The 21,843-nt window shown below is 42.7% G+C and carries 21 protein-coding genes; all 21 read right to left on the bottom strand.

The window, feature by feature from the left end; translation table 11 throughout:
* Positions 1-16 precede the first annotated feature (16 nt).
* Positions 17-3,901, bottom strand: a complete 3,885-nt coding sequence (gene essC / locus ACN6MV_RS08645; RefSeq protein WP_419886148.1) for a type VII secretion protein EssC — start codon at positions 3,899-3,901, stop codon at positions 17-19.
* Complete coding sequence (locus ACN6MV_RS08640; RefSeq protein ID WP_339289894.1) at positions 3,894-4,733, bottom strand: DUF5050 domain-containing protein; 840 nt, start codon at positions 4,731-4,733, stop codon at positions 3,894-3,896. The genes essC and ACN6MV_RS08640 overlap by 8 nt, the downstream gene beginning before the upstream one ends.
* 14 nt (positions 4,734-4,747) lie before the next feature.
* Entirely contained in the window at positions 4,748-4,978 is a 231-nt protein-coding gene (locus tag ACN6MV_RS08635; protein ID WP_375102358.1) for an EsaB/YukD family protein, read from the bottom strand.
* A gap of 17 nt (positions 4,979-4,995) precedes the next feature.
* The gene (locus tag ACN6MV_RS08630; RefSeq protein ID WP_339289890.1) at positions 4,996-5,493 is read right to left on the bottom strand and encodes a hypothetical protein; all 498 of its coding nucleotides are present in this window, start codon (positions 5,491-5,493) and stop codon (positions 4,996-4,998) included.
* Between the two features lie 21 nt (positions 5,494-5,514).
* Positions 5,515-5,988 (bottom strand): hypothetical protein, encoded by a 474-nt coding sequence (locus ACN6MV_RS08625; RefSeq protein WP_375102356.1) that lies wholly within the window; start codon positions 5,986-5,988, stop codon positions 5,515-5,517.
* Between the two features lies 1 nt (position 5,989).
* Entirely contained in the window at positions 5,990-6,205 is a 216-nt protein-coding gene (locus ACN6MV_RS08620; RefSeq protein ID WP_375102355.1) for a hypothetical protein, read from the bottom strand.
* Positions 6,206-6,234: 29 nt separating this feature from the next.
* Entirely contained in the window at positions 6,235-7,116 is an 882-nt protein-coding gene (locus ACN6MV_RS08615) for a hypothetical protein (RefSeq protein WP_042125615.1), read from the bottom strand.
* Positions 7,113-8,096, bottom strand: a complete 984-nt coding sequence (locus ACN6MV_RS08610; RefSeq protein ID WP_042125613.1) for a hypothetical protein — start codon at positions 8,094-8,096, stop codon at positions 7,113-7,115. Before ACN6MV_RS08610 ends, ACN6MV_RS08615 begins: the two co-directional genes overlap by 4 nt.
* Positions 8,074-9,546 (bottom strand): CpaF family protein, encoded by a 1,473-nt coding sequence (locus ACN6MV_RS08605; RefSeq protein WP_042125611.1) that lies wholly within the window; start codon positions 9,544-9,546, stop codon positions 8,074-8,076. The genes ACN6MV_RS08610 and ACN6MV_RS08605 overlap by 23 nt, the downstream gene beginning before the upstream one ends.
* A 13-nt stretch (positions 9,547-9,559) precedes the next feature.
* A complete protein-coding gene (locus ACN6MV_RS08600; RefSeq protein ID WP_076119199.1) occupies positions 9,560-10,387 on the bottom strand; it encodes a hypothetical protein in 828 nt (275 codons plus the stop codon).
* Positions 10,366-11,247: a hypothetical protein gene (locus tag ACN6MV_RS08595; protein WP_042125607.1), complete on the bottom strand. Its 882-nt coding sequence runs from the start codon at positions 11,245-11,247 to the stop codon at positions 10,366-10,368. The genes ACN6MV_RS08600 and ACN6MV_RS08595 overlap by 22 nt, the downstream gene beginning before the upstream one ends.
* Positions 11,248-12,606, bottom strand: a complete 1,359-nt coding sequence (locus ACN6MV_RS08590; RefSeq protein ID WP_339289878.1) for a hypothetical protein — start codon at positions 12,604-12,606, stop codon at positions 11,248-11,250.
* Positions 12,607-12,907: 301 nt separating this feature from the next.
* Positions 12,908-13,834: a 5'-3' exonuclease gene (locus ACN6MV_RS08585; RefSeq protein WP_042125603.1), complete on the bottom strand. Its 927-nt coding sequence runs from the start codon at positions 13,832-13,834 to the stop codon at positions 12,908-12,910.
* 216 nt (positions 13,835-14,050) lie between these two features.
* Positions 14,051-15,195, bottom strand: a protein-coding gene (locus tag ACN6MV_RS08580; RefSeq protein WP_156114830.1) for an IS3 family transposase whose coding sequence is annotated in 2 segments (ribosomal slippage) — positions 14,051-14,907 and positions 14,907-15,195 — 1,146 coding nt in all. Because the reading frame shifts where the segments join, the coding sequence is not laid out codon by codon here.
* Positions 15,196-15,380: 185 nt separating this feature from the next.
* Positions 15,381-15,755 (bottom strand): arsenate reductase family protein, encoded by a 375-nt coding sequence (locus ACN6MV_RS08575; protein ID WP_042125601.1) that lies wholly within the window; start codon positions 15,753-15,755, stop codon positions 15,381-15,383.
* A 90-nt stretch (positions 15,756-15,845) separates the two neighbouring features.
* A complete protein-coding gene (locus tag ACN6MV_RS08570; RefSeq protein WP_339289876.1) occupies positions 15,846-16,835 on the bottom strand; it encodes an RluA family pseudouridine synthase in 990 nt (329 codons plus the stop codon).
* A gap of 1 nt (position 16,836) precedes the next feature.
* Complete coding sequence (locus ACN6MV_RS08565; protein ID WP_042125597.1) at positions 16,837-17,403, bottom strand: cob(I)yrinic acid a,c-diamide adenosyltransferase; 567 nt, start codon at positions 17,401-17,403, stop codon at positions 16,837-16,839.
* 97 nt (positions 17,404-17,500) lie between these two features.
* On the bottom strand, positions 17,501-19,174 hold the full coding sequence (locus tag ACN6MV_RS08560; protein WP_375102354.1) for an amidohydrolase: 1,674 nt from the start codon (positions 19,172-19,174) through the stop codon (positions 17,501-17,503).
* Between the two features lie 184 nt (positions 19,175-19,358).
* A complete protein-coding gene (locus ACN6MV_RS08555; protein ID WP_076120863.1) occupies positions 19,359-19,547 on the bottom strand; it encodes an aspartyl-phosphate phosphatase Spo0E family protein in 189 nt (62 codons plus the stop codon).
* A gap of 316 nt (positions 19,548-19,863) precedes the next feature.
* A complete protein-coding gene (locus ACN6MV_RS08550; RefSeq protein WP_042125591.1) occupies positions 19,864-21,084 on the bottom strand; it encodes an aminotransferase class I/II-fold pyridoxal phosphate-dependent enzyme in 1,221 nt (406 codons plus the stop codon).
* 13 nt (positions 21,085-21,097) lie between these two features.
* A complete protein-coding gene (locus ACN6MV_RS08545) occupies positions 21,098-21,598 on the bottom strand; it encodes an Lrp/AsnC family transcriptional regulator (protein WP_042125589.1) in 501 nt (166 codons plus the stop codon).
* Positions 21,599-21,843: the final 245 nt, after the last annotated feature.

Raw genomic sequence — 21,843 nt, 5'->3', positions numbered from 1 at the left:
TGGCTGCACCTCCATCCTAGACTCCTATGCCTGCAGTAACTTGATTCTCCTTACTCCATACAGCGCATCTTAATCCGGTGTATTTATTCTTCACAATGAGATAGCCATCGCCTTGCTCCCCATCCTTCTCCTGGGTTCCATAAGGTAAGGACACATTGAACAGATTTTGTTCTTTAATTTTACCTAGCAAGATCCCGGCCTGTTCTTCCCTTATCGTCTTGCCCAAAGAATCCCAATTAGAGGTAAGATCACTTGTGTTATCTGCCGCTAGAACAGCCACCTTCATACCGCGTTCTTGCTTCACAACTCGCTCAATCAGCTCTTGCAGCATGTACATGTCTCCGCTTGTAAATTCACTTAGACGATCAATGACGAAGATCATCTGCTTCCACTGCTTCATCAATGCGCCAACGTCACCACCGGACATTCTGCAAGAGAGAAGCTCACTGCGTCTGGTTTCCAGTTGTTCCTTTATCCCTTCAATGAAATCATCCAGATCATCCACATTCGATAGATCCGTTACGTATGGCTGCTGCATCAGCTCGTAAATTCCCATAGCGGAGGAATCCAACGCATACACCTCAAGATCCTGTTTATCACTCAGCAGCTTCATCCACGAGACTAGCAAAGTGCTTTTGCCTGACATCGCTTCTCCAGCTACCATCAGTACCGGCGTAGCAAGAAGATCTATAAAGACGGGTAGTAAATCATTGTTAGCCAAGCCTATAGCCAGTTGCTCTGTATCATTATTGAGCTGCCATAGGTCAATTGTAGAAGGCATCACTGGAATTGGAGTGGCACCACTTAGATGCAAGGCCTCCATTCTCTCCAAGATAAGCTCAGTAGCGGTATGTTGATAATCAGGAAGCGATGTCTGAAATTCCAAAGGCGGTTTGCCTCGTACTAGCCCTCTGCCTGGAACCTTTGCTGGCTCCAACCCTTCCGTTCGTCCCACAATACCGTCATATTCACTCTTCTCGGTCATCTGGAAGCTAATCGCCATCTTGAAGTTGACCGAAAATTTATATCTGACCAATGCACTGTTGGTTGCTGTGGCGACCATATAAATACCGTATTTAAAGCCTTCACGAGCCAGCAGCACCATTTGTGCATCAAAATCTTCGTAGGTCTCCGATAAAGCGAAGTAGTTGTCGACCATGACTACAAATGATGGCAATTTCCGACCACTTCTACGGTAATCGCTGAATCCTTCACTGCCCGTATTTTCAAACAACGTTCTTCGTTCCTCCATAACCCTGAACACAAAACGTATAAATTGATCAATCTTATCTTCTTGCTCCAGTGTCATTACACCGCCGACATGAGGGAGTTTCTCCGTAGCTTTAAGCGAGCTCCCCCCAAAATCCATAATATAGATATTGACCTCATCCGGCGGATACATCAGGGCCATGGAAATACATAACGTTTTGAGGAACACAGTTTTACCCGTACCCGGCGTTCCATAGACAAACAGATTGCCTTCAGATGCAAAATCTATCTCCAGCGCTTCCTGTCTCTGTCCTCTTGGATCATCCATGATCCCCACGGGCACACTGAGCAGCTTCTGCTGCTGCGGCCATCTACCCTCCGCAAAGCTATTCGTAAGCAAGGAATCAAGGTAAACTACTTCAGGCAGCGGCGGTAGCCAAGGCCCTTTTATTGGAGAAATCCCATATTGCTTGGCAGTCTCCGTAATGTATTCAACCATGGCATGCAACTGGGAGGCCGACTCATTTTTGGCTATTTTCTCTTCCTCCAGCGGAAAGATCTGCTCGCTTCTACCATTCAGGGCTATCTTATAGATTCGTTTCGGCTTGTTCTCCTGTTTCTGCAGTTCGCCTTTCGAATCATAATCAGCACCGGAATAAGCAGACTGGAACAACTCAAAGATCTCATCATTCCCTACTTGTATATAGGCCCGTCCCGGTTCCTTAATCATGGCCGCATCAGGACGCTTAACAACATCCCTACTATCAGCTTCATCCTGCACTTTAAGACATATTTTAAATTTCGAGTTACTCCAAATCTGATCATCCACTACGCCGGCAGGCTTCTGTGTAGCAAGGATCAAATGAACGCCAAGGCTTCGACCTACCCGGGCCGTACTTACAAGCTCTTTCATGAAATCCGGTTGATCCTGCTTCAGCTCCGCGAACTCATCCGCAATCATAATTAGATGAGGGATGGCTGGCATGTCACCTTTTACATTTTTGCTATAAAATAATTTTTGGTATTTATCAATATTGTTCACGCCATATTCCGAGAAGACACGTTGCCTCCGCATGAGCTCACTTTTGATAGATAGCAGAGCTCTCGTCGTTTGATTCCCATCCAGATTCGTAATGGTACCGACTAGATGAGGCATTCCCTTGAATACATCTGCCATGCCTCCCCCTTTGTAATCGATAAGTACAAAAGCAATATCATGGGGGTGGTAATGAATCGCTTGGGATACGATGATACTTTGCAGTAATTCACTTTTTCCAGAGCCTGTGGTCCCGGCTACTAGACCATGGGGTCCGAACCCAGCCTCATGCATATCCAGATGTAAAGCTTCTCCACCAGCCCTTATCCCTATAGGTACGCTCATACCCATATAAGTTTTGTTACGGGTCCAGTTCAACATCACATTTACTTCAGATACCTTTTCGTTCTTCAGCATTTCCATCAGTGTGATGGAGGACGGTAACGAGAAGTTAGCGTTTGCATTCTTAATCCGCAGCGGCGCAAGCTTTCTCGCCACCAGATCCAAGTCTTTAATGTCTGCCTGGTCCGGTGTAAACACAATCTTCTCTCCGGTTAATCGATTGGCCATTTCACCGCTTTTTCCATTTAAATGAATAACGGTTTTACAGTTCATGGGCAAATAAGCGGAATTCTTGGCGATAAATAGGGTTGATACCCCAAGCTGTGCACTGCCGTTATATAAATATTTACTGATTAGCTCACTCTCGAGCAAGGAAGCATCTTCAACAATAAAGAGATAATGCGGCAAAACCCCACCACCCAAAGGCCTCATCTCTCTCTCCTTCAAAGCGCCATAAATCTCGGACAAAGTCTGATGGGCAATGGCTTTACCACATAAAAGAAATCTGATATTAAAACCGTCATCCCATAGGTGGGGTACAAATTTTAGCCAATCCCATTTATCCAGCTCATCCTCTGCGGCAAGAACAATAATCCTGACATCGTCATAACCATGATGAGTCACTAGCTGTAGAAGCATTAGCTTTATAAGGTCGGCTGTCTTATTACTCTCCCCGGCAATCCCGCATATTTCAGAGCTCACTAGATTAACCGTTATGGGAACGTTCGAGACCTTCTCGAATTCCATAGCCAATCTTTGCGGCTCCATCAAGAGCGGGTCCGTTTCAAGAATAATCGCCTGTTTGGTGTATTTGATCTGCAGCTCGAGCGGTGCACCGCCTACCCCGATTCGCAGAGCCAAAAAATCATTATGAGACGGTGTTTTTTCCCACAGCTTGTTATCTCTACGCAAAATTCTCTGCACACATTCCGCTGGCTCCGGGCTCATTTCATTCATGGCTTTTACCTGCTGTTCGCGAGCGATTGATAATTCACTGCGCACATCGGTAATAAACTGAAGGTATTTCTCTTCTCGTTCTTTCTTTTTCCGTTTATATTTTCTGATCTGCGTTGTCGCCCCTGTAAGAGAGCCGATTAGAGTCATCACGGTAGTCGCAACTGAGATCAGTAAATAGATGGACTGTGAAGTCATTGCAATTAATACGGTAATAATCAACATCACGATAGGTGGGAGTAATATTCCAAACCAAGAGATTTCTGGCTTCTCGTTAATCATGGGTGGATTAGGAACATCAATTTCTCCCCTAGGCATATCCGGCAAGAAACGAGGCTGACGGCTGAATTCATCACTCATGGCTGTACCTTCCTGTGTAGGTTATTGTCTCGGCTTCTCCCCCAAATAGAGAGAGTCGATGCCATTCACGACCGTTGCAAAAATAAAGATCATTCTCCAAAACATGCAAATAATCAGCGCTCATTCCACATATCCGAATACTTCCCCCATGCACTGGGTCTATTCGATAAATACTGTTGCCGTTTAGCCGGTTAGTACAATAAATATATCTGCCATCTGTGCTGATACTAGCGACATCTATACCATTCATAACTGTTGTGTCGTTAGTTTTAAGATCGAGTAGCGTCAAGCAATGTCTATTCTTCTTGTCCGCACATGCGAGAATGTCTCCAACCATAATCAGCCCAGTCGTTACCATGCCGCTTATCGATTCTCTCTGCCCTCCGGACTCAGTACTTCGGATGATTCCCCGTGGCGTTGCACAATAAAGTAAACCTTCATACATAAGAAAGCTATCTACATGCTCATCAATCAGCCTTGTATTACGTTTGCTGTTAGTTGTATAGCAGTACAATCGATGATCTTCCTCATGAATGTAATACAAGCAATCTTCGTGACGCAGCAACTGATAACAGGGTTTATCAAGTAATAGTTCTTCCTTCTGTTGTTCGATATCCAGCTTACAGAGTGCATTTCCCTTTAACTGATCACTGTAATAAAGGAAGTTGCCGGCTTCGTTCATGAACCAGAACAGCCCTTCATAGTGAGTTGGCGCTGCATGAGGGTGATCCAAATCAACGAAGTAAGTGCCTGTATAGTTCTTGATATCCGTAATAAGCAGTGATTCTCCAGCTTTCATGACTAATCCACCGCTTAACAGGTTGCCATTCATTTCATCGCTCCTTCTCAGATGAGTGTGAGCAGTGCGCCATGGGCTACACCTTCTTGATCCAAAGTCTTGCTATTATTCAGAATTCTCCCGAGCGGTTCTGCCTGAAGTCTAACATCACCGTTCATCTTTACGTGAAGTGAAGAAGCGAGCATAACCAATAGTTCCTCTATAGTCACAAACACCGGAACCTTCAGGTCTATCCTTTGAGCAATACCGGTCTGCAAAGTTACCATGATATAGTCCATTCCGATTGTTCCTTTCATTAATTCTTAACGGAGAGAAGGTATGTTCTTACACTGATCAGCTTATAATCGACATCTTCCCCCGCTGCTTCGGCCAGCTTTAAATATTGTGTTTTAAATTTATAAGTGGATTCGGCCTTGATTTCTACTTTCGTCACCAGTTGTTCTGTTTCGTAATTGGTAACCGAGGAGAAATTTAAAGTGACCTGAAAATCGTTGTATTTGCTGTCATTCGATTTAAATTCAAGTGTATCGCCGTCACTGGTCAGTAATGTTAAGTCCATGGCACTCTCGAAGGCATCCGAGAAATATTCTTTGAACTTCTCTTCATCTATTTCCGCATCTAATCCGCGTAGCGACTCATACTCCAGACTTCGATCCTTTGCCACCCTACATGCGTTATTAATCGCTGTGCTTAGTACTACATTTTCTTTAAACACAAGGGCCATTTCTACCAAAGGCTCAATAATAACCGAAAGAAAAATAACCAACATTATTCCTATAGCAATATTCTTCACCGTCAGTCATTCCTATCAATTCTAATAGTAGTCTAGATCTTTATAATGCTTCAGACCCGTGGTCGTCATGGAGAATCTGACAGGCATCTCACGCTCCACTGGTTTCCCCCAGAGGGTGATTGAAAAAGGATATACCGCTTTGATCTCTACTTGAAGAGACTTCCCTCTCTGTCGGTAAGGTTTATCTGATTCCGGCATCTCATAATAATCGGTTGCATCATCTCCCCCACGGGCATCCTCTTTGTCCTCATTCAAAACTGTAATTTTAATATCATCTGCCTTGTCGCGAAAAATCGGACGTTTCTGCAATCTATCCAGTGCATCCTCATAATCAGAATTCTTCAAATAATTATCACCAGCTACGATCTGTGAGACATTATAGGTTTCAACAACTAGCGTCAAGTACCATGGGAAGAAGAACGCCAGATTCATAAACACCAGAATCATTGCCGTTGTGACAATAGTGATTAGGATTGCTTTTGCTATACTTTGCATCTCATGACTCTGGAAGATCAAAAACATCCTTTATTTTACCAAAAACAGCATCCCAAACATCTCCAACCCAATCAGCTAGAGTACTCCCACTGCTCAAAGAAGTAACTACAACTCCAATCAGAATAATAACACCGACTGTCATCGCAATTTGCTTAATGCCCACTTCACCTTTTTCATCAGCCCAAAACCCCTTGAATTTTTCAATAGTCTCTTTCATCCTAATCTCTCCCTAGAAATAATTTCGAATTATTGAAACAGCTTCATAGAACTCAAAATGGTAAACAAATAATAGATAACGATGTAAATAGCCAGAACAATAATAAGTACTAACTGAATTCTTGCACTGCTGCGCTCCCTGCTCTCAAGTTCCTCTTCCAGTGCCCTGATTCTGAAACCATCCAATTCATTCTTGAGATAAGCCATCTGAGACACATTGTCATACCCCTTTAGTCTGGTTTCCATAATGTCGCAGAATTTGATGATATAGTGCATCGGGATACGTTTCTTCAACTGTTTGAAGGCAAACTCTTCTCCATAATCGATGTTGTCCAGCATTACGCCAAGCTCTTCCGCAATATCCGGATTCGCATTTGGGATATAATCCTTGAGTACATCGGCAAAATGTATATTGACCGACTTTACATACTGGTAATAAACCATGCTGTAAAAAGCCGGGAAATCCAATGAGATATTTTTATTCTTCTTCTCAATAACCTTTTCAAGCTCCACGACCGGATACAACCAGCCCAGCATGATGAAGATGGCAGAAGCGCAGCCTAGCAGAATATTTACCTTTAGAAAAAATAGAGTAACTAGGATCGCGCCTAGCGTGAACATATATTGCTCAGTACGTATTTCCTCAGGTGTTTTTTGAAGATCTAATCTGTCTATTATTTTTTTGAATCTTAGCCTTTCAGCACTTCCCAGCAGGCCTTTGACATATTTCCTAGCAATTCTTCGTTTATATTGATTGAATTTTTCTTGGAAAATAGCATTTTTACGCTGTTTTATGTATTGACGTGCACGTTTTTTCTGTTTTCTGCTTACAGGCTTAAAGAAGGGATACAAGAGGACTTTAATCAAGTAAAGAATGGACAACATAGCGATGAGCTTCATCAGAAATATCATTTGCGCCTACCTCCGGTACCCACGCTCCCTTGAAGCACCTGACTTCGTGCAAAACTCAAGCAGATCACACTAATTAACAGCGTATTAATTAATTTCCCGGCATTGCTCATTAGCATGAATTGCCTGAAATCCTTCACCGTCAATGCATATAAGAAAAATAGCACAATAATTCCAGTTTTAAACATAAAGTCGCGATTCATTTTTCTGAAGATTCGTTCCTTTTTGGTGTTGATTTCACGAAGCACCGCATTTTCATCCACGATATCGAGAAAAATATCTGCCATTCCTCTTCTTTCGTTGTATTCAAAGACGACTGCTTTTTTGGTGAAATTATCAAATTTAGGTCCAAGCTGTCTGTTCAATAGCGTAATTGCTTGCCGAAAGGAGTAACCGTTATTATCACAATTATCTATAAACTGCTGGAAATACGGCCTAAGATTAGCGCTGATATATTCATCGTTCTCCATTACTTTTTTGATGGCTACAAGGACCCCTTCCCGGGCTAACGGGCAAATGATATCCTCGGCATCCATAATATTCTCAAGTCGTTCCGCCTGTATGGCTCTAGACTGCATCACAAAAAAAGTAAGCAATCCTACAAAGATCGAAATGGTGATTACAACCGAAAGCGTAATACTCTCCATAACAAGAACGACAAGCAGCGCTATAATAGCGAAACAAATGCAGAGCATAGAGGTAAAGCTTTCTAATGTAAAAGGCATATTAAAATCAAGAATTAGCCCTTCTACTAAGCGATTGTATTTCGCATAAATATTCTCCTTCTGCCTGACGATTCTCTCTTTCTTGATACGGTCCACATATCGCTTCGTATTGTATTTGCCTAAATACTCTGCGAGGGTATCAATGACATCGAGAATATATCTTAATGAGCCTTGGAAGAATCTCACTTCAAAAATAGCATTAATAAGCACAAATCCTGCCGTTCCCAAAAGAAGACTAATGATTAAAGTTGTATTCATCGAATTCGTACACCTCTGTTTCATCCTCCGTAGGATCCTTAGTAAAAAATTCAAATCTGCTCTTCTTTATTCCGGCCTTCAGCATAAGCTGCTGCACCTTCGCGGATATTTTCCCTACCCGCAAATGTCTTCCAACAATCTTGACGACCTTCTTGCCATCCACCATCTCTTCAATAACATCATCACAATCGAACCTGTAAATTTGATTAATCAGCGGATTCAGATCTTCCGACCCCAGAACTTCCGATATGGAGGTAACCTTACGGGTGCCATCCGCTAGCTTCTCTTGGAAAATCACGAATTTTACCGCACTGCATATATTTCGAAGTGCAAGTTCCGCAGGTTCGCTAGATGCCATAAGATACGCGGTTAAAAACCGATAAATCGCTTCCTTGTCTCCTTCAGCATGGAGTGTAGAGAAAAAATAATGACCTGTTTGGGCTGCTCGGAGTGCCGTTGCGAATTCACCGGGTGTCCGAAGTTCCCCTGGCCCTATCCAGTGTGGTGACTGCCTCATAGCGTTAATAAGCAAATTCTCCATGGTCGCCGGGCTTGAATCATCATCATCAGGTACAGATTCATACTGAAGGACGTCATTCAATACTCTACCGTGTTCACTACCGTCTTCTCGTTGAATTAATCGCATCTCTGAAGGATTCTCGATCGTTATAATTCTGGAAAGAGGATTGATCTCCTTAACCAAAATTTCATTAAGTGTTGTTTTCCCACTTCCTGTAGGTCCCACCGTGATCCACGATAAGTCTGACTTTGGGATCAATGACAACAATTTATACATGTTAGAAGAGAATGATTTATTCTCGATCAGCATTTTCGGAACAATACTTTTCTTACTGAACTTTCGAATTACAAAAGCAGGCTGATCGTAAGGTGATATATCTGCATGCGTTGCGTTTACCCGATACCCTTCAATCGTTCTGGCATTAACCATGGGAATTTTAGGGATTAAGCGTACCTTAGACACGCCAATAAGTTTGGAGATGATTCTTTCCATATGATCACGATCTGTGAAATGCTGATCCCACTGTATGCTTCTGCCGCCGCTTTCCACAAAGATTTGATCTGGACCATTCGCTCTAATCTCATCAATGGATGGATCCTCCATCGCTTTGGTAATCGGACCATAATGCGTGATTTCATTCGTAAGCGCGTTCTTCAACTGGGTTAAATCATGATATCCTTCGACAGATGGCTTCTGAGCGTCTACAAATTCATTGATATATGCTTTCGTCATTTCACGTTTACGGGCAGGGTCATTCTCGCGCCTGTAAGCATGTGTGGTTATTTTGGTAATATACTTTTGGCACAATTCCAAAGCCTCTTCAAAGCTGATCGTCGTATACTTATTGGTCAATTCCTCCATACTTTCCTTGGGACCCACCTGATGTAGTACTTTTTGCTGCATATCACTTATTTTCCCGCGTGTCAGCAATTTACTCTCCCCTTTACTGATCCGCCAACTGATCCGCCAGTTTTTGAATCTCTTTTTTGAAATATTTATTGATTAGGGGGTTATCCTTTATGTACAGCCTTCCCTCATGTGCACGAACCACCGCATCCTTCACTAGCGGTAATACGGTCACGATATTAAAGCCCATATCCTTCATCACCTTATAATCAAATTCAATATTCTGAAAATTCATAAGGACTACACTAGTGAATTTCGCTGTACTGACTCCCACTGATTTGGCGTAGTCCAGCAGCTTTACCATATTGATTGTGGCTTCCATTCGCTCTGTTGCTGTAAAAAAGCCGATATGGCAATATTTCATGGCTCCGAGACAGAATTCGAGCGGTGGATTGTTGGGAATATCGATCAGTACGATATCAAACATTTGTTTAAGTGTAGTAATGACGCGCTCTAAATTCTCAAACTCAAAATCAAAGTATTCTTCCATTAAGTCTTGCGGGCTCGGAGATAAAAGAAACAGTTTATCGTATTTGGTCTGCTGTAATTCATCCCTGAAATCTACCTTATCGCTTTTCAAAACCTTGATTAGACCATTCCCCTTCTTCTGTGTAGGCACATCCAGAAATTGATATAAGTTCGGATAGAATACTTTCAAATCAACTACACAGGTATTCAACCCCTTTTGTGAAATAAGATAAGCTAAGTTACTGATAAGCATCGCATTATCAACACCATCGCAAGCGGGAATAAATCCAACTACACTATAAATTAGGTTGTTCTCTTGAAGCTCTGCACCGACAAGATCTTTGGATGATATTTTCTGAAAAATACTATCGAGCCCTAATCCTCTTCGCTTATCCACGATTCCACCTCATTCTCCAACGTGGGTAATTGATCAATGATGACATCACTATCTTTTCTGCTCAGAATTGTAATTAAAAATGAATTCCCGTTTAACCCTTTATACTTGGCATAGTTATTAATTTGTTCGCTGGTTCCTTCTAGAAGCAAAGCTTTAGGTTGAATGTTCTTCAAAAAATCTTTACTTTTCATAACATCCTGTTTCTTCTGTGAATTCAGCTTTTGAACCTCTTTATAAACCTCATAAATGGAATGACTGCTAGAGTTGAGCATATCCTTTACAATAATGCTATCGAACAACACTTCTGTCTTTTTGATCGTATTAGTTGACTCTGAATAAATAGTATTAGGGTTGCTACCCACTGCACTTTTCTCGTCAACCTCATAAGAAACCCGGATACGAACGCGGTCACCAGGCATTAGGATATCGCCCCCTACCTCAAGGAAATTGTACGGGAGTGTCAACACCTCATTCTCTTCGTTAACCTGATACAGCCATTCATTTTGTTTAGGTTTCTCATCGATTAATTGATCTTTATAAAGCACGCTGTTTCCTCGAATATAATAGGCGGTAAGCTTTCCCTTTACAGAATCCAAATCCTCAGATAACAGCATATCTTCTGTGTATTCTTTTTTGATGATCTGGTATTTCTCAACCGTATTGTCTGAGATCATAACGAAGGCAGGAATGCCCTCATTCGATTTCACTCGCAACACTTCAACGACATCATTGGCATCCTTACTAGCCTTTGTCATAACCATATAAGAGATTACAATGATCAATATGCTAAAGAGCAATGCTGCGACTCGTTTGAACATATGTCTGTTCGGAGTCTTACTCTTAATCCCGCTCAAATCCATTTAACTTACTCCCTCCAGTAATCGTAGAAGTATGTTTCCGTAGGTCCTTTCATGGTCTGTGCCCGTGTATACAAGCGGTACGTCACTTTCGATTTGCGAATCAAAATCATTGTTATACGAGACATAACCTGCTACTTTCATTTCATATGTAAAACTTTCTAGTAAACCCGATGCCATAATCTCGCTTACTCTGTCTGGTGTGAATATATCTCCTTGAAACCGTGATCTATCATTGTATTTGGTAACGATTACCTTTGATTTCGCGTTCAAATAAGCCGCTTTCTCCTTATCAAGGGTACCTTCAACGTTCTTTAACGTACTCAAAACAGAGTAGAGATTATTAGGGATGCACATACCAAAGCTATCAATATGAATCATTACATCACCAAACTTTTCCAATAAATGAAGTGGCATATCCAATAATATTAAATTGAACTTATTTCTCAGTAAGGATACAAGACCGACTAGCTTCGAACTATTATAAAATTGCTCTATCAGCCTCGGATCAGTGAAGCTGTAGCCAAGCCCTGCCATCCAAAGATTGTCTTTCACATGAAAAGCTGTTGTCATATAATCCTGCGGCCTAGCCAGTGTTCGAATTAATGAAGCGTTAATCCCTTCATCCCTTTTAGAACGTTCGTGAAAGCTGCTGAAGTACATGTTGGTGCTGCGATATTCGATATCCATATCTAGAACCAAAACACTTAATCCCCGTTTGCTAGCTTCACTCGCCACGTTGATTGTTGTACTCGTTATTCCGCAACCTCTGTGGCCAGTGATCGCAACAATTCGGCTAATCCCTCGACTGACCTTATCCAGCTCTTTTGTAAGATTATCCGTAGCCTGAAATTCAGGTAGGGACTTGGGTTTTGGTTTAAACCGATCCAGAAATGATCCTTTTTTCTCCGTACTACTTTTATTCCCCTTATTCTCCAGGCTTCTAGCGGTTTCTACACTGCTTTTACTGTCGGATAAATGCTCCACAGCCTCACGGAAAACAGCGGGTGGTATTCGTATGTATTCGCAAATCTTAATTTGGAGATTCGAGTATCTATTGATTGCACTCTCTAGCTCCGCCTCTTGTTTGAAGTTCCTCGTGAGAACCAAAATCTTTACATCTAACCTTCGATTAGCTATCAGCCAATTTACAAGATCGTTTAAGTCATTCTTGTTTTGCTCAGTTCTCACTGACAAAGCCTCATCTGTTATCAATATGCTGTCTACAATTGGATTAGTATCCTCCAAATAATGCAGTACCTCACTTAGTGTTAAATCTGTGTCATTTACGATATCTATGGTCCGCTTAAAGTAGTTGACTATTATTTTTTGAAATTTGTGCGTGACCAAAAGAACCTTCATCTCATCACCTACTGCAATTTTATTCTTTTATGCTATCATAGTAATATTTTTACAACAGTGCATAAATAACCAATTTATTTACTATATTTGATCTATAATTTCTCCATTCTTCTATTTAACATAAGGAAAAATTAAACAAATATGTTCATTAAGAAACATTAAAATGTATTTTCGATAAACAAAGACATTTTATTACAATATATGATAAATAATCACCTATAAAAAAAGCAGGCCAAGGATGATAACCTTGACCTGCCATTATGTTTATTCACATTTTTATGAGAAGAGAACTCTTCTTTCCTTAACCCAAATCGCCTAACTCAATCTGGACAATTCCCCGCTCGTCCTGCACCTCAGCAATCAAATGCATCAAGCTGCCGAACTCTAGCTCCTGAAATTTGCGCGCGGCTGTTTCCCGTTGAAGCTGCCACAAGGCTTCCGTCAACTCGCAGACCACCGGTACATCGCAACGGATTTCAGCTAGCTCTCTCGATAAATGCAGCATATCCAAATCTGCTTCAATTTTGGTACGCACACCCTTAGGAAGCAGATGCAGATTCTCAATTACACCTTCAACTGTGCCGTATTCGGTCAGCAGCTTCAGTGCAGTCTTCTCACCAATCCCTTTTACTCCAGGATAGTTGTCACTGGTATCTCCCATGAAGCCCTTCAGGTCAATCACCTGTCTAGGAGTAAGACCCTTTTCCTCCAGCAGCTCTGCAAGATCATACACTTTATAGTTAGAGCGGCCCTTTTTCATAATTACGACCTTAACGTTCTCATCAATGAGCTGAAGCATATCATGGTCACCCGTCAAAATATATACCTCAGAATTTTCACTGTAACAAGAAGCCAGTGTACCAATGCAATCATCCGCCTCATAGCCTGCAAGACCAATATTCGGAACGCCTAGCTCAGCTACTACATCTTTTACGAGATCAAACTGCGGAATCAGCTCTAACGGCGCTTCAATCCGATTCGATTTGTACCCATCGTATTTCTCGGTGCGGAACGTTCCTTTGCCCATATCCCAGCAGCATACGACATGAGAAGGCTCAAATGTACTTACCGCATCGAAAAAATACTGTAAAAAACCATACACTGCATTCGTCGGTAATCCAGCTTTTGTCTTGCGAATATATCCTCCATAAGAGGTCGCATAAAAGGCCCGGAACAGCAGAGCCATTCCATCTACAAGCATTACACGGCCCTTTGTTTCTGCTCTCATGTATAAACCTCTCCTTTAATCGTTCTATTCATATTACGCATTTGTCCAAGCTATTGCACAAAGAGTATTCTATCAGAAAAAGCCTGATCTGATAAGGGATCATAAAGTTACACATATGGGAGCTTATTCATATCTCTTAAAATAACATAAAAGACCATGGCTCTCAAAAGGGACTGACCCCCGTTTGTGAGACAGGGATCAAAACACCTTACAAGTTTAAGTAGCCAGTCGCCGGAAATCCATCGGTGACTGGTTATTTAGTTTCGCTTGAATTCGAATTGAGTTATAGTAAATGATGTAGTCTCGAATGGTCTTTACAACGATTGCAGTCGTTGTAGATGTGAGATCTTCGAGGTAGAACGTTTCAGACTTTAGAGTGGAATGAAACGATTCAATGGGGGCATTATCAGCGGGCGTTCCTTTACGGGACATGCTCATGGTAATGCCTTTTCCTTTTACAGCTTCCTGGTACGCAAAGGACGTATACACGCTGCCCTGGTCGCTATGCAACAACATCTTTTTCTGCTTTGGAAGTTGATTTAATGTATCCAACACCAAAGAGGTATCTTGTTTATCTGCTATACTGTAAGCCACAATCTCACCATTGTACAAGTCTAGAATGCTGGAGAAGTACAACATCTTCCCGCCAAATGGCAAATAGGTAATGTCCGTGACGAGTTTTTGCAGAGGTGCTTCTGCATGAAACTGTCGCTTGAGCAGATTTTCAAAGGAGTGTACAGATTGCCCAGTCACCTTTCGTTTTTTCATCCTCACGCGGCACTGAAGCCCCTCACACTGCATGATCCGCTGGACTCGCTTATGATTTATACTCTGCTCTATCCGAAGGAGCGCCGTGATTTTCCGGTACCCATAGCGGAATTTATGACGGATGCAAAGCTCCCGGATTTTCTCCACCAGTCTGTCTGTATGCTTTGTCCTCACAGCTGCTTTCCAGCGGTAGTAAGTCGTTCTTGCGATTCCGAGCCATCTACAAGCCTCAGACACCGTCACTTCGTTTCGAATGGATTCAATCCAGGCAATAACGGCCTCTGGTTCCACCTCCTCTCCAACTCCTCGTACTTTTTTAGCAGATCTAATTGTTGTTTTAAGAATCGGTTCTCTGCCTTTACTTTTTCGAGTTCCGAAGAGTCCTCCGGACCTTTGCCATAGCTGTACTGTTTACCCACCGGCTGCTCCAAACGATGTCGTTCACCATTTCGATTCCATCTCATCCATGTCTTTAGCTGTGTCTTATTCCGTATTCCGAGCTGCTCCATAACCTCTTTCACAGGTACTCCTGCTAATCTCATTTCTATAGCTTTCATCTTTATTTCCACGGGATAACTTACTCTGGTTGCCAATGCAAAAACACCTCCAAGATGATCTCCTTATCTTACGACAAGGTTCCATTCTCTTGAAGGTGTTTTGATTTGTCTCACGTTATGGGGTCAGTCCCAAATGAGAATCATGGTCTTTTGTTGTTTAATTAAAGACAATTATTCCATAGGGAGCATACGGTCGAGAATGGGGACATCCCTTTACGGGATTATGCCTTGGAGGTATTGGTCCAAGCTTCAGCATATTGATCTTCTTTAAATCCTACTGTAACTTTAACTCCATCGGTGACAATCGGACGTTTATTCAGCATACCATGGCTAGCAAGCAGCTCTAGCTTCTCCTGCTCACTAAGCTGTGCCATTTTGTCCTTAAGACCTAATGCTTTATAGACTTCACCGCTTGTATTAAAAAACTTTTTCAGTTCAAGACCGCTATTGGCCAGCAATTCACGTAATTCTTCAACTGTAGGTGGCTGTTCTGCGATGTGCTGAAGCTCCAGCTCATGACCTTGAGCTTGTAGCCATTTCACCGCGCTGCGGCAGGTGCTGCATTTAGGATATTGATATACTTTTAGTTTGCTCATGTTGTTCTCCTTTAATTGTCGGCTAATAATTCTTAACTACGGGGAATGTTCGGACTTCCCCTGCATTACTTCATAGCCTGAGTATTAATCTTACCTCAAATTCACTATCGGTCCTTGCTCCAATATCTCCTCCAAGGCCGCCATATCAGGCGGCAAAGGAGCTTCAAAGATCATTTCCTGCAATAGCACTGGGTGCTTGAACGTTAGACGTACCGCATGCAGAGCTTGACGAGGGATAGATGCATCTAGTGCTACAACGGACTCCAACTGTTCGCTTTGAGTTGAAGTCAAATCCGGTAGATTATACAGCTCATGACGATACATGCTGTCACCAATCAAAGGACAGCCGATCGAGGTCATATGGACCCGAATCTGATGCGTACGACCACTCTCCAGCTTCAGTTCAACTTTTGATCCTTGTGTATATACAGCCTTAACTTCGTAACGAGTCAGAGAAGGATATCCATCCGGTGTCACGATACGCCGATGCGGCTCCTCAGGATCACGATCAATAGGTCCGTCAATATCACCGAAAGGCTTGGTAGGGACGCCATGAACAAAAGCAGCATAACGTTTGTCCACAGTGCCGGCAATCATCTGCTCGGAAATATGCTGATGACTATATGGATTCTTGGCGATGACTAACACACCGGAGGTTTCCTGGTCCAGACGATGGACAGGTCGAAAGCGGAACCGTTCATTTTTTTGCGCCCAATAATGAACTACTCCGTTAGCCAGTGTATCGGTGTAATGTCCATGCGTGGGATGTACAATAATACCTGCAGCTTTGTTTACAACAAGCAGATGCTCATCTTCAAATAGAATTTCAAAGGGAATCGGTTGCGGTAAAATATCATCCGAAGTCTCTGTTTCCATGCGAATCTGTACAATATCGCCTGCTTTAACACGTACGCTGATATAAACACGCTCTCCGTTTAATGTAATCCCTTGTTCTGTTTGCTTAAGGCGCGACAACAATTTGCGTGAGACATCCATCCGTTTATGCAGGATCGTCTTCAACAGCCAGTCATCCTCTTCAGGCGGTATGATGTAAGTAATAGGTGAATAATAGCTTGTCATATTAGTCCCGGAACACCTTTTTACTGCGAATATATTCTACATCAGTAATTCCTGCCCGTGTATTAGCCGTTCTAGCCAGCGCAAAGAAATAATCCGATAACCGGTTCAAATAAATAACCGCTTCCGGGTTAATGTCCGCATTTCGTCCAAGTGTAACTGCCCGACGCTCCGCCCGGCGGCAAACCGTACGGCACACATGTAGAACCGAAGCTAGAGGACTGCCCCCAGGGAGGATGAATTTTTCTAGTGGCGGATTCTCTGCTTGAAGATCATCAATCCAGCCCTCCAGCCGTTTAGCCATCTCGCTTGTTACCATATATTGACCACCCTCACCCAGCTTAATAAAAGCCAGATCGGTTCCACAATCGAATAGTTCATGCTGGATTTCCAGCAGCTGCTCGCGTACATCGTCAAACTGATCGTCCTCCATCAGGCTCCGCGCCTGCCCTACAAAGCAATTCAGTTCATCGATGGTTCCGTAGGCTTCAACTCGGACATCGTCCTTACCAACCCGGCCGCCGATCACTGAAGTTTGACCCGCGTCACCTGTACGTGTATAAATCACCAAGGCTTGTTCCTCCTATCCATTCTTCAAATCACATAATGCTAGTTTAAGCTTTCTTATATAAAATTGGCAAATGAAGAATATAGTTAGTAATCGACATCTATACCAAATTGTTTTTAAAGAGCGTAAGGCCATTATTATAGACAATCCGCCCGTCAATCAACGTACCTAGAATAGAAATATCTTTAATGTGAAGCGGATCAACAGATGTTGGATCTTCTGCTACTATAGCAAAATCAGCTCGCTTGCCAAGCTCAATCGTTCCTACCTCATCTTCTTCAAAAATCAGTTGTGCCCCGTAAGATGTCATTGCCCGCAGAGCCGTGACTACATCGATTCGCTGCTCCGGACCGAGGATTTTGCCATCGCTAGTTAACCGATTTACGGCTACCCATACTGAGAACAAAGGGGAGATAGGGGTTACTGGATCATCTGAATGAAGCGTAAATAACACGTTATGCTTTGCCGCTTCTGCCAAGGGATTGACTCTTCGCCCCCGCTCCGGTCCTAGAAAAATCTTTTCATGACGGTCACCCCAGTAATACACATGATTGATAAAAAAAGAGGCTGCGACACCTAAGTCATGCATTCGGATCAGATCTTCAGTAGTTGCTGTCTGGGCATGCTCAATCCGGTGACGATGATCGGGACGCGGATTTTCTAGAATTGCCTGCTCAAAGGCATCCAAAATCGAACCTATTGCGCGGTCTCCATTCCCATGAATCGCAATACGAAAGCCTCTATCATGCAAGTCTTTCACTTCAGCGTCTAATTCTTCCTGAGCATGGATGAGATTACCTGACACATCCGGATCATTGAAATACGGCTCACGAAGCGCTCCGGTTAATCCTTGAATAGAACCATCCTGGAACATTTTAGCACTATCTAATGAAGCACGGCCACCTGATCGTTTGCGAATATACGCATCCACTTCATTCGCAGTCATTGAACCCATTTGGCTGCCTTCTCGAAGCCTATCACTCGCGATCATCAATTTCATATGCATAGGTAGTCGCTCTTGTTCAATGGCCTTGAAACACAATTCCAAATCATCTATCTCATTGGTCACTCCAATCTTCGCATCTGTATTCGTTGTAATCCCCTGCGATAAATAAGACAACGACTCTTCACTTATTAACGAAAGAAGCTCCTGCTCACTAGGCTCTGGAGCATAAGCACCAACCGCTTGCGCCGTCCCTTCGTAGAGAACTCCATTAAGATGACCCTCCTCGTCCCTACCAAAGCTTCCACCTTCGGGATCAAGGGCTTGCTCATCAACACCTGCCAGTTCCAGAGCTAGAGAGTTAGCAACTCCCAAATGACCGGAAATATGATAAATGATCACTGGATGATCTGGAGCCGCTTCATCAAGTTCTTTTTTGGTAGGATGTCTCATCTCTGATAAGGCAGTATCGTCATATCCAAAACCCACAATCCAGTTTCCTTTCTCTACACTTAAAGCTTTTTGTTTGATACGGAACTGAATATCGGAAATATCACGATTAGGCGGACTTTTACAATCCAGATATTGTCTGAGCATAATAGCGCTGATCATGTGATTATGAGTATCTATAAATCCAGGAAGCAAGGTCGCGCCCTGTAGATCAATACACTGGGTTCTTTCAGTAATATTCACTTCACTTGAGGATGGCCTCTGTTCTAACCAAATCCCCGTAATTCTTCCGTTCGTAACACCTACAGATCCAGCCTTCTTATTTTCCCCATCTAAGGTCAACACATTTGCATTCACAATCAACAAATCCAAATCAATCATAACAAAAAACCTCCTTCATACCTCTCAGCTAGGAACTATAGTGGGAATTACCCCGTTCACCCGCCGTAGGAATCTACTTTAAAACATATTCTCTCCAATTCCGTCTGCAATATTGCGATGTGTGAGCTTAAAAGGAACAACAAAAAGAGGACCCTAAGGTCCTCTTCATCAGCATGTTGCGACGTTATTTTCCAACTGGACGCCCCTTCATGTATTCATTTATCTTGAGATCCAGTAAACTGCTAATTTCAATCACATTATCTGAAGTGAATGATTTTTCCTGCAAAAAAAGTTGCTCCATCTTGGTACGGAGTATTCTAATTTCATCTTCCAGAGAGAGTATGCGAGCAGATGCATCACCCTTGGGGGACAGTTTCCCACTTCCAGAAAAACATTGCCCTCCATAGGAAGGTAAGTAATAATCGGCATTAAGCACAATCATCCCTCCTAAAAGTTTGTACAGCGTTGCTTCTCGTAAGAGCTTTGTACAAAACTCGCTTTAGAAGCATAAGCCTAAAAGTATTATTAAACGCGTGCCACAAAATATCATCAAAGTATAAAAATTAACTTCAAAGCAACGCTTAATTCCAGAGTAAAATACATCCTTGTTAGTTCTATTATAGGGGCTAATTACTCTCAAAGTAAAATAATACCATAGGATTATGAGATAGGCTATAGTCCAATTTTCTCTATTCCATTCTCTCTCGTTCCAATTGTGTGACAAAAGCACCAATGCGTTCTATCGCTTCATTCAGTTGAGATACTGACGTGGCATATGAGCAGCGTAGGTATCCTTCACCACCTAATCCAAAGACACTTCCAGGTACAGCTGCTACCTTATATTCAAGCAACAGACGCTGTGCAAATTGATCAGAAGTCAGTCCCGTTTTGCGCACGCTTGGAAAAGCATAAAATGCACCCTGCGGTTCATGGCACTCCAGTCCGGCATCACGCAGACCTTTAACAATCAGCCTCCGCCGTTGGTTATACGAATCAACCATTCGGTCTTTTTCTTCCATCCCATTCGTCAGTGCCTCAAGTGCTGCTACCTGACCCATAGAAGGAGCACACATCACAGTATACTGGTGAATCTTAAGCATAGCGGAGATTAAATCAGGGTGACCACAAGCATAACCCATTCTCCATCCAGTCATAGCAAAAGCCTTGGAGAAGCCGCTGACCAGAATCGTACGGTCCATCATACCTGGCAATGAAGCAAAGCTGACATGATTAATTCCATAAGTCAATTCTGCATAAATCTCGTCTGAAATTACAATAAGATCATGCTTCTCAACAACCTTGGCGATCGGCTCCCAATCCTCTAGGGTCATAACACTTCCCGTTGGGTTACTCGGGTAGCACAGAATCAGAACTTTAGAGCGTGAAGTAATCTTCGCTTCCAAACTCTCCGCAGTAAGCTTAAAGTTATTCTCTCCAGTCGTTTCAATGCCTACAGGAATTCCCCCGCCAATAGCCGTTATCGGGGAATAGGAAATATAGCAAGGCTCTGGTATAAGAATTTCATCACCTGGCGTGATCAAAGCGCGCAAAGCCAGATCAATGGCCTCACTTCCGCCGACCGTTGCTATAATTTGATTCGCAGGATCATATTCCACTGCAAAACGGGTGTGTAAATAATTCGCAATGCCCTCCCGCAGTTCAGGCATACCTGCATTGGATGTATAACCTGTAAACCCTCTTTCCAGCGAATAGACACAAGCTTCTCTGACATGCCAAGGGGTCTTAAAATCAGGCTCCCCGACTCCAAGTGATATGATATCCTTGCTGCCTGCTGCCAGATCAAAAAACTTGCGAATACCCGAAGGCTGAATCTGCTGTACTAGCGGGGCCAAATAAGAATTCATTGATTTGCTGTCTTCTTCAGTTAGCTGTGTTTTATTCGTGATCATATGATTACTTCCTTTATGGAGAGATCATCAGACGGTTGTCTTCCTCATGCTCCTCGAAGATGATCCCATCCTGTTTGTATTTTTTAAGGGTAAAGTTCGTTTTTGTGGAGAGTACTGAATCGATTGGAGACAGCTTCTCAGAAACAAAGTTGGCCACTTCCCGTAAGTTTCTTCCTTCCACTTCTACTAGAAGATCGTAAGCACCTGACATGAGGTAAACGGATTTCACTTGTGGATACAGGTAGATTCTCTCCGCAATACCTTCGAATCCGCGGCCTCGTTCGGGTGTAATCTGCACCTCGATCAGCGCAGTAACCTTCTCATCATCCACTTTATCCCAGTTTACAACGGCGGCATACTTAACAATTACATGGTCTTTCTCTAATTGCCCAATCGCCGTCTTCACGTCTTCTTCTTCCTCACCAAGCAGCGTAGCTAAGAGTGCAGTAGATCTTCTCGCGTCCTCTTTAAGCAGTTCCAGCACTTTCCTCTTTAGTTCGTTCATTTCCTTCATGCCTTCCCTCCGGATAGTTCGCAAATGACGTTGCGCTATTCATGCGTCGCCCCGCGAAAAGAGTTTAATACTAATATGACATGAATTGAGCATCTCTGCAAACAAAATAACCCCATATGATGTCCGCATAGAAGACTGTGTTTACTCAGCTAAATGGATTTATATACAAAAAACGCCTGTTTATACTGGATCCCTCCGGTATAAACAGGCGTCATTCTTAAAACGATGAGACAGGATGCTTCATC

Source organism: Paenibacillus sp. B-A-8, from assembly GCF_048572915.1.
GTDB lineage: Bacteria > Bacillota > Bacilli > Paenibacillales > Paenibacillaceae > Paenibacillus_AQ.
The sequence above is the reverse complement of the archived record's forward strand: the minus strand, read 5'-3'. Positions and strand labels throughout refer to the sequence as shown.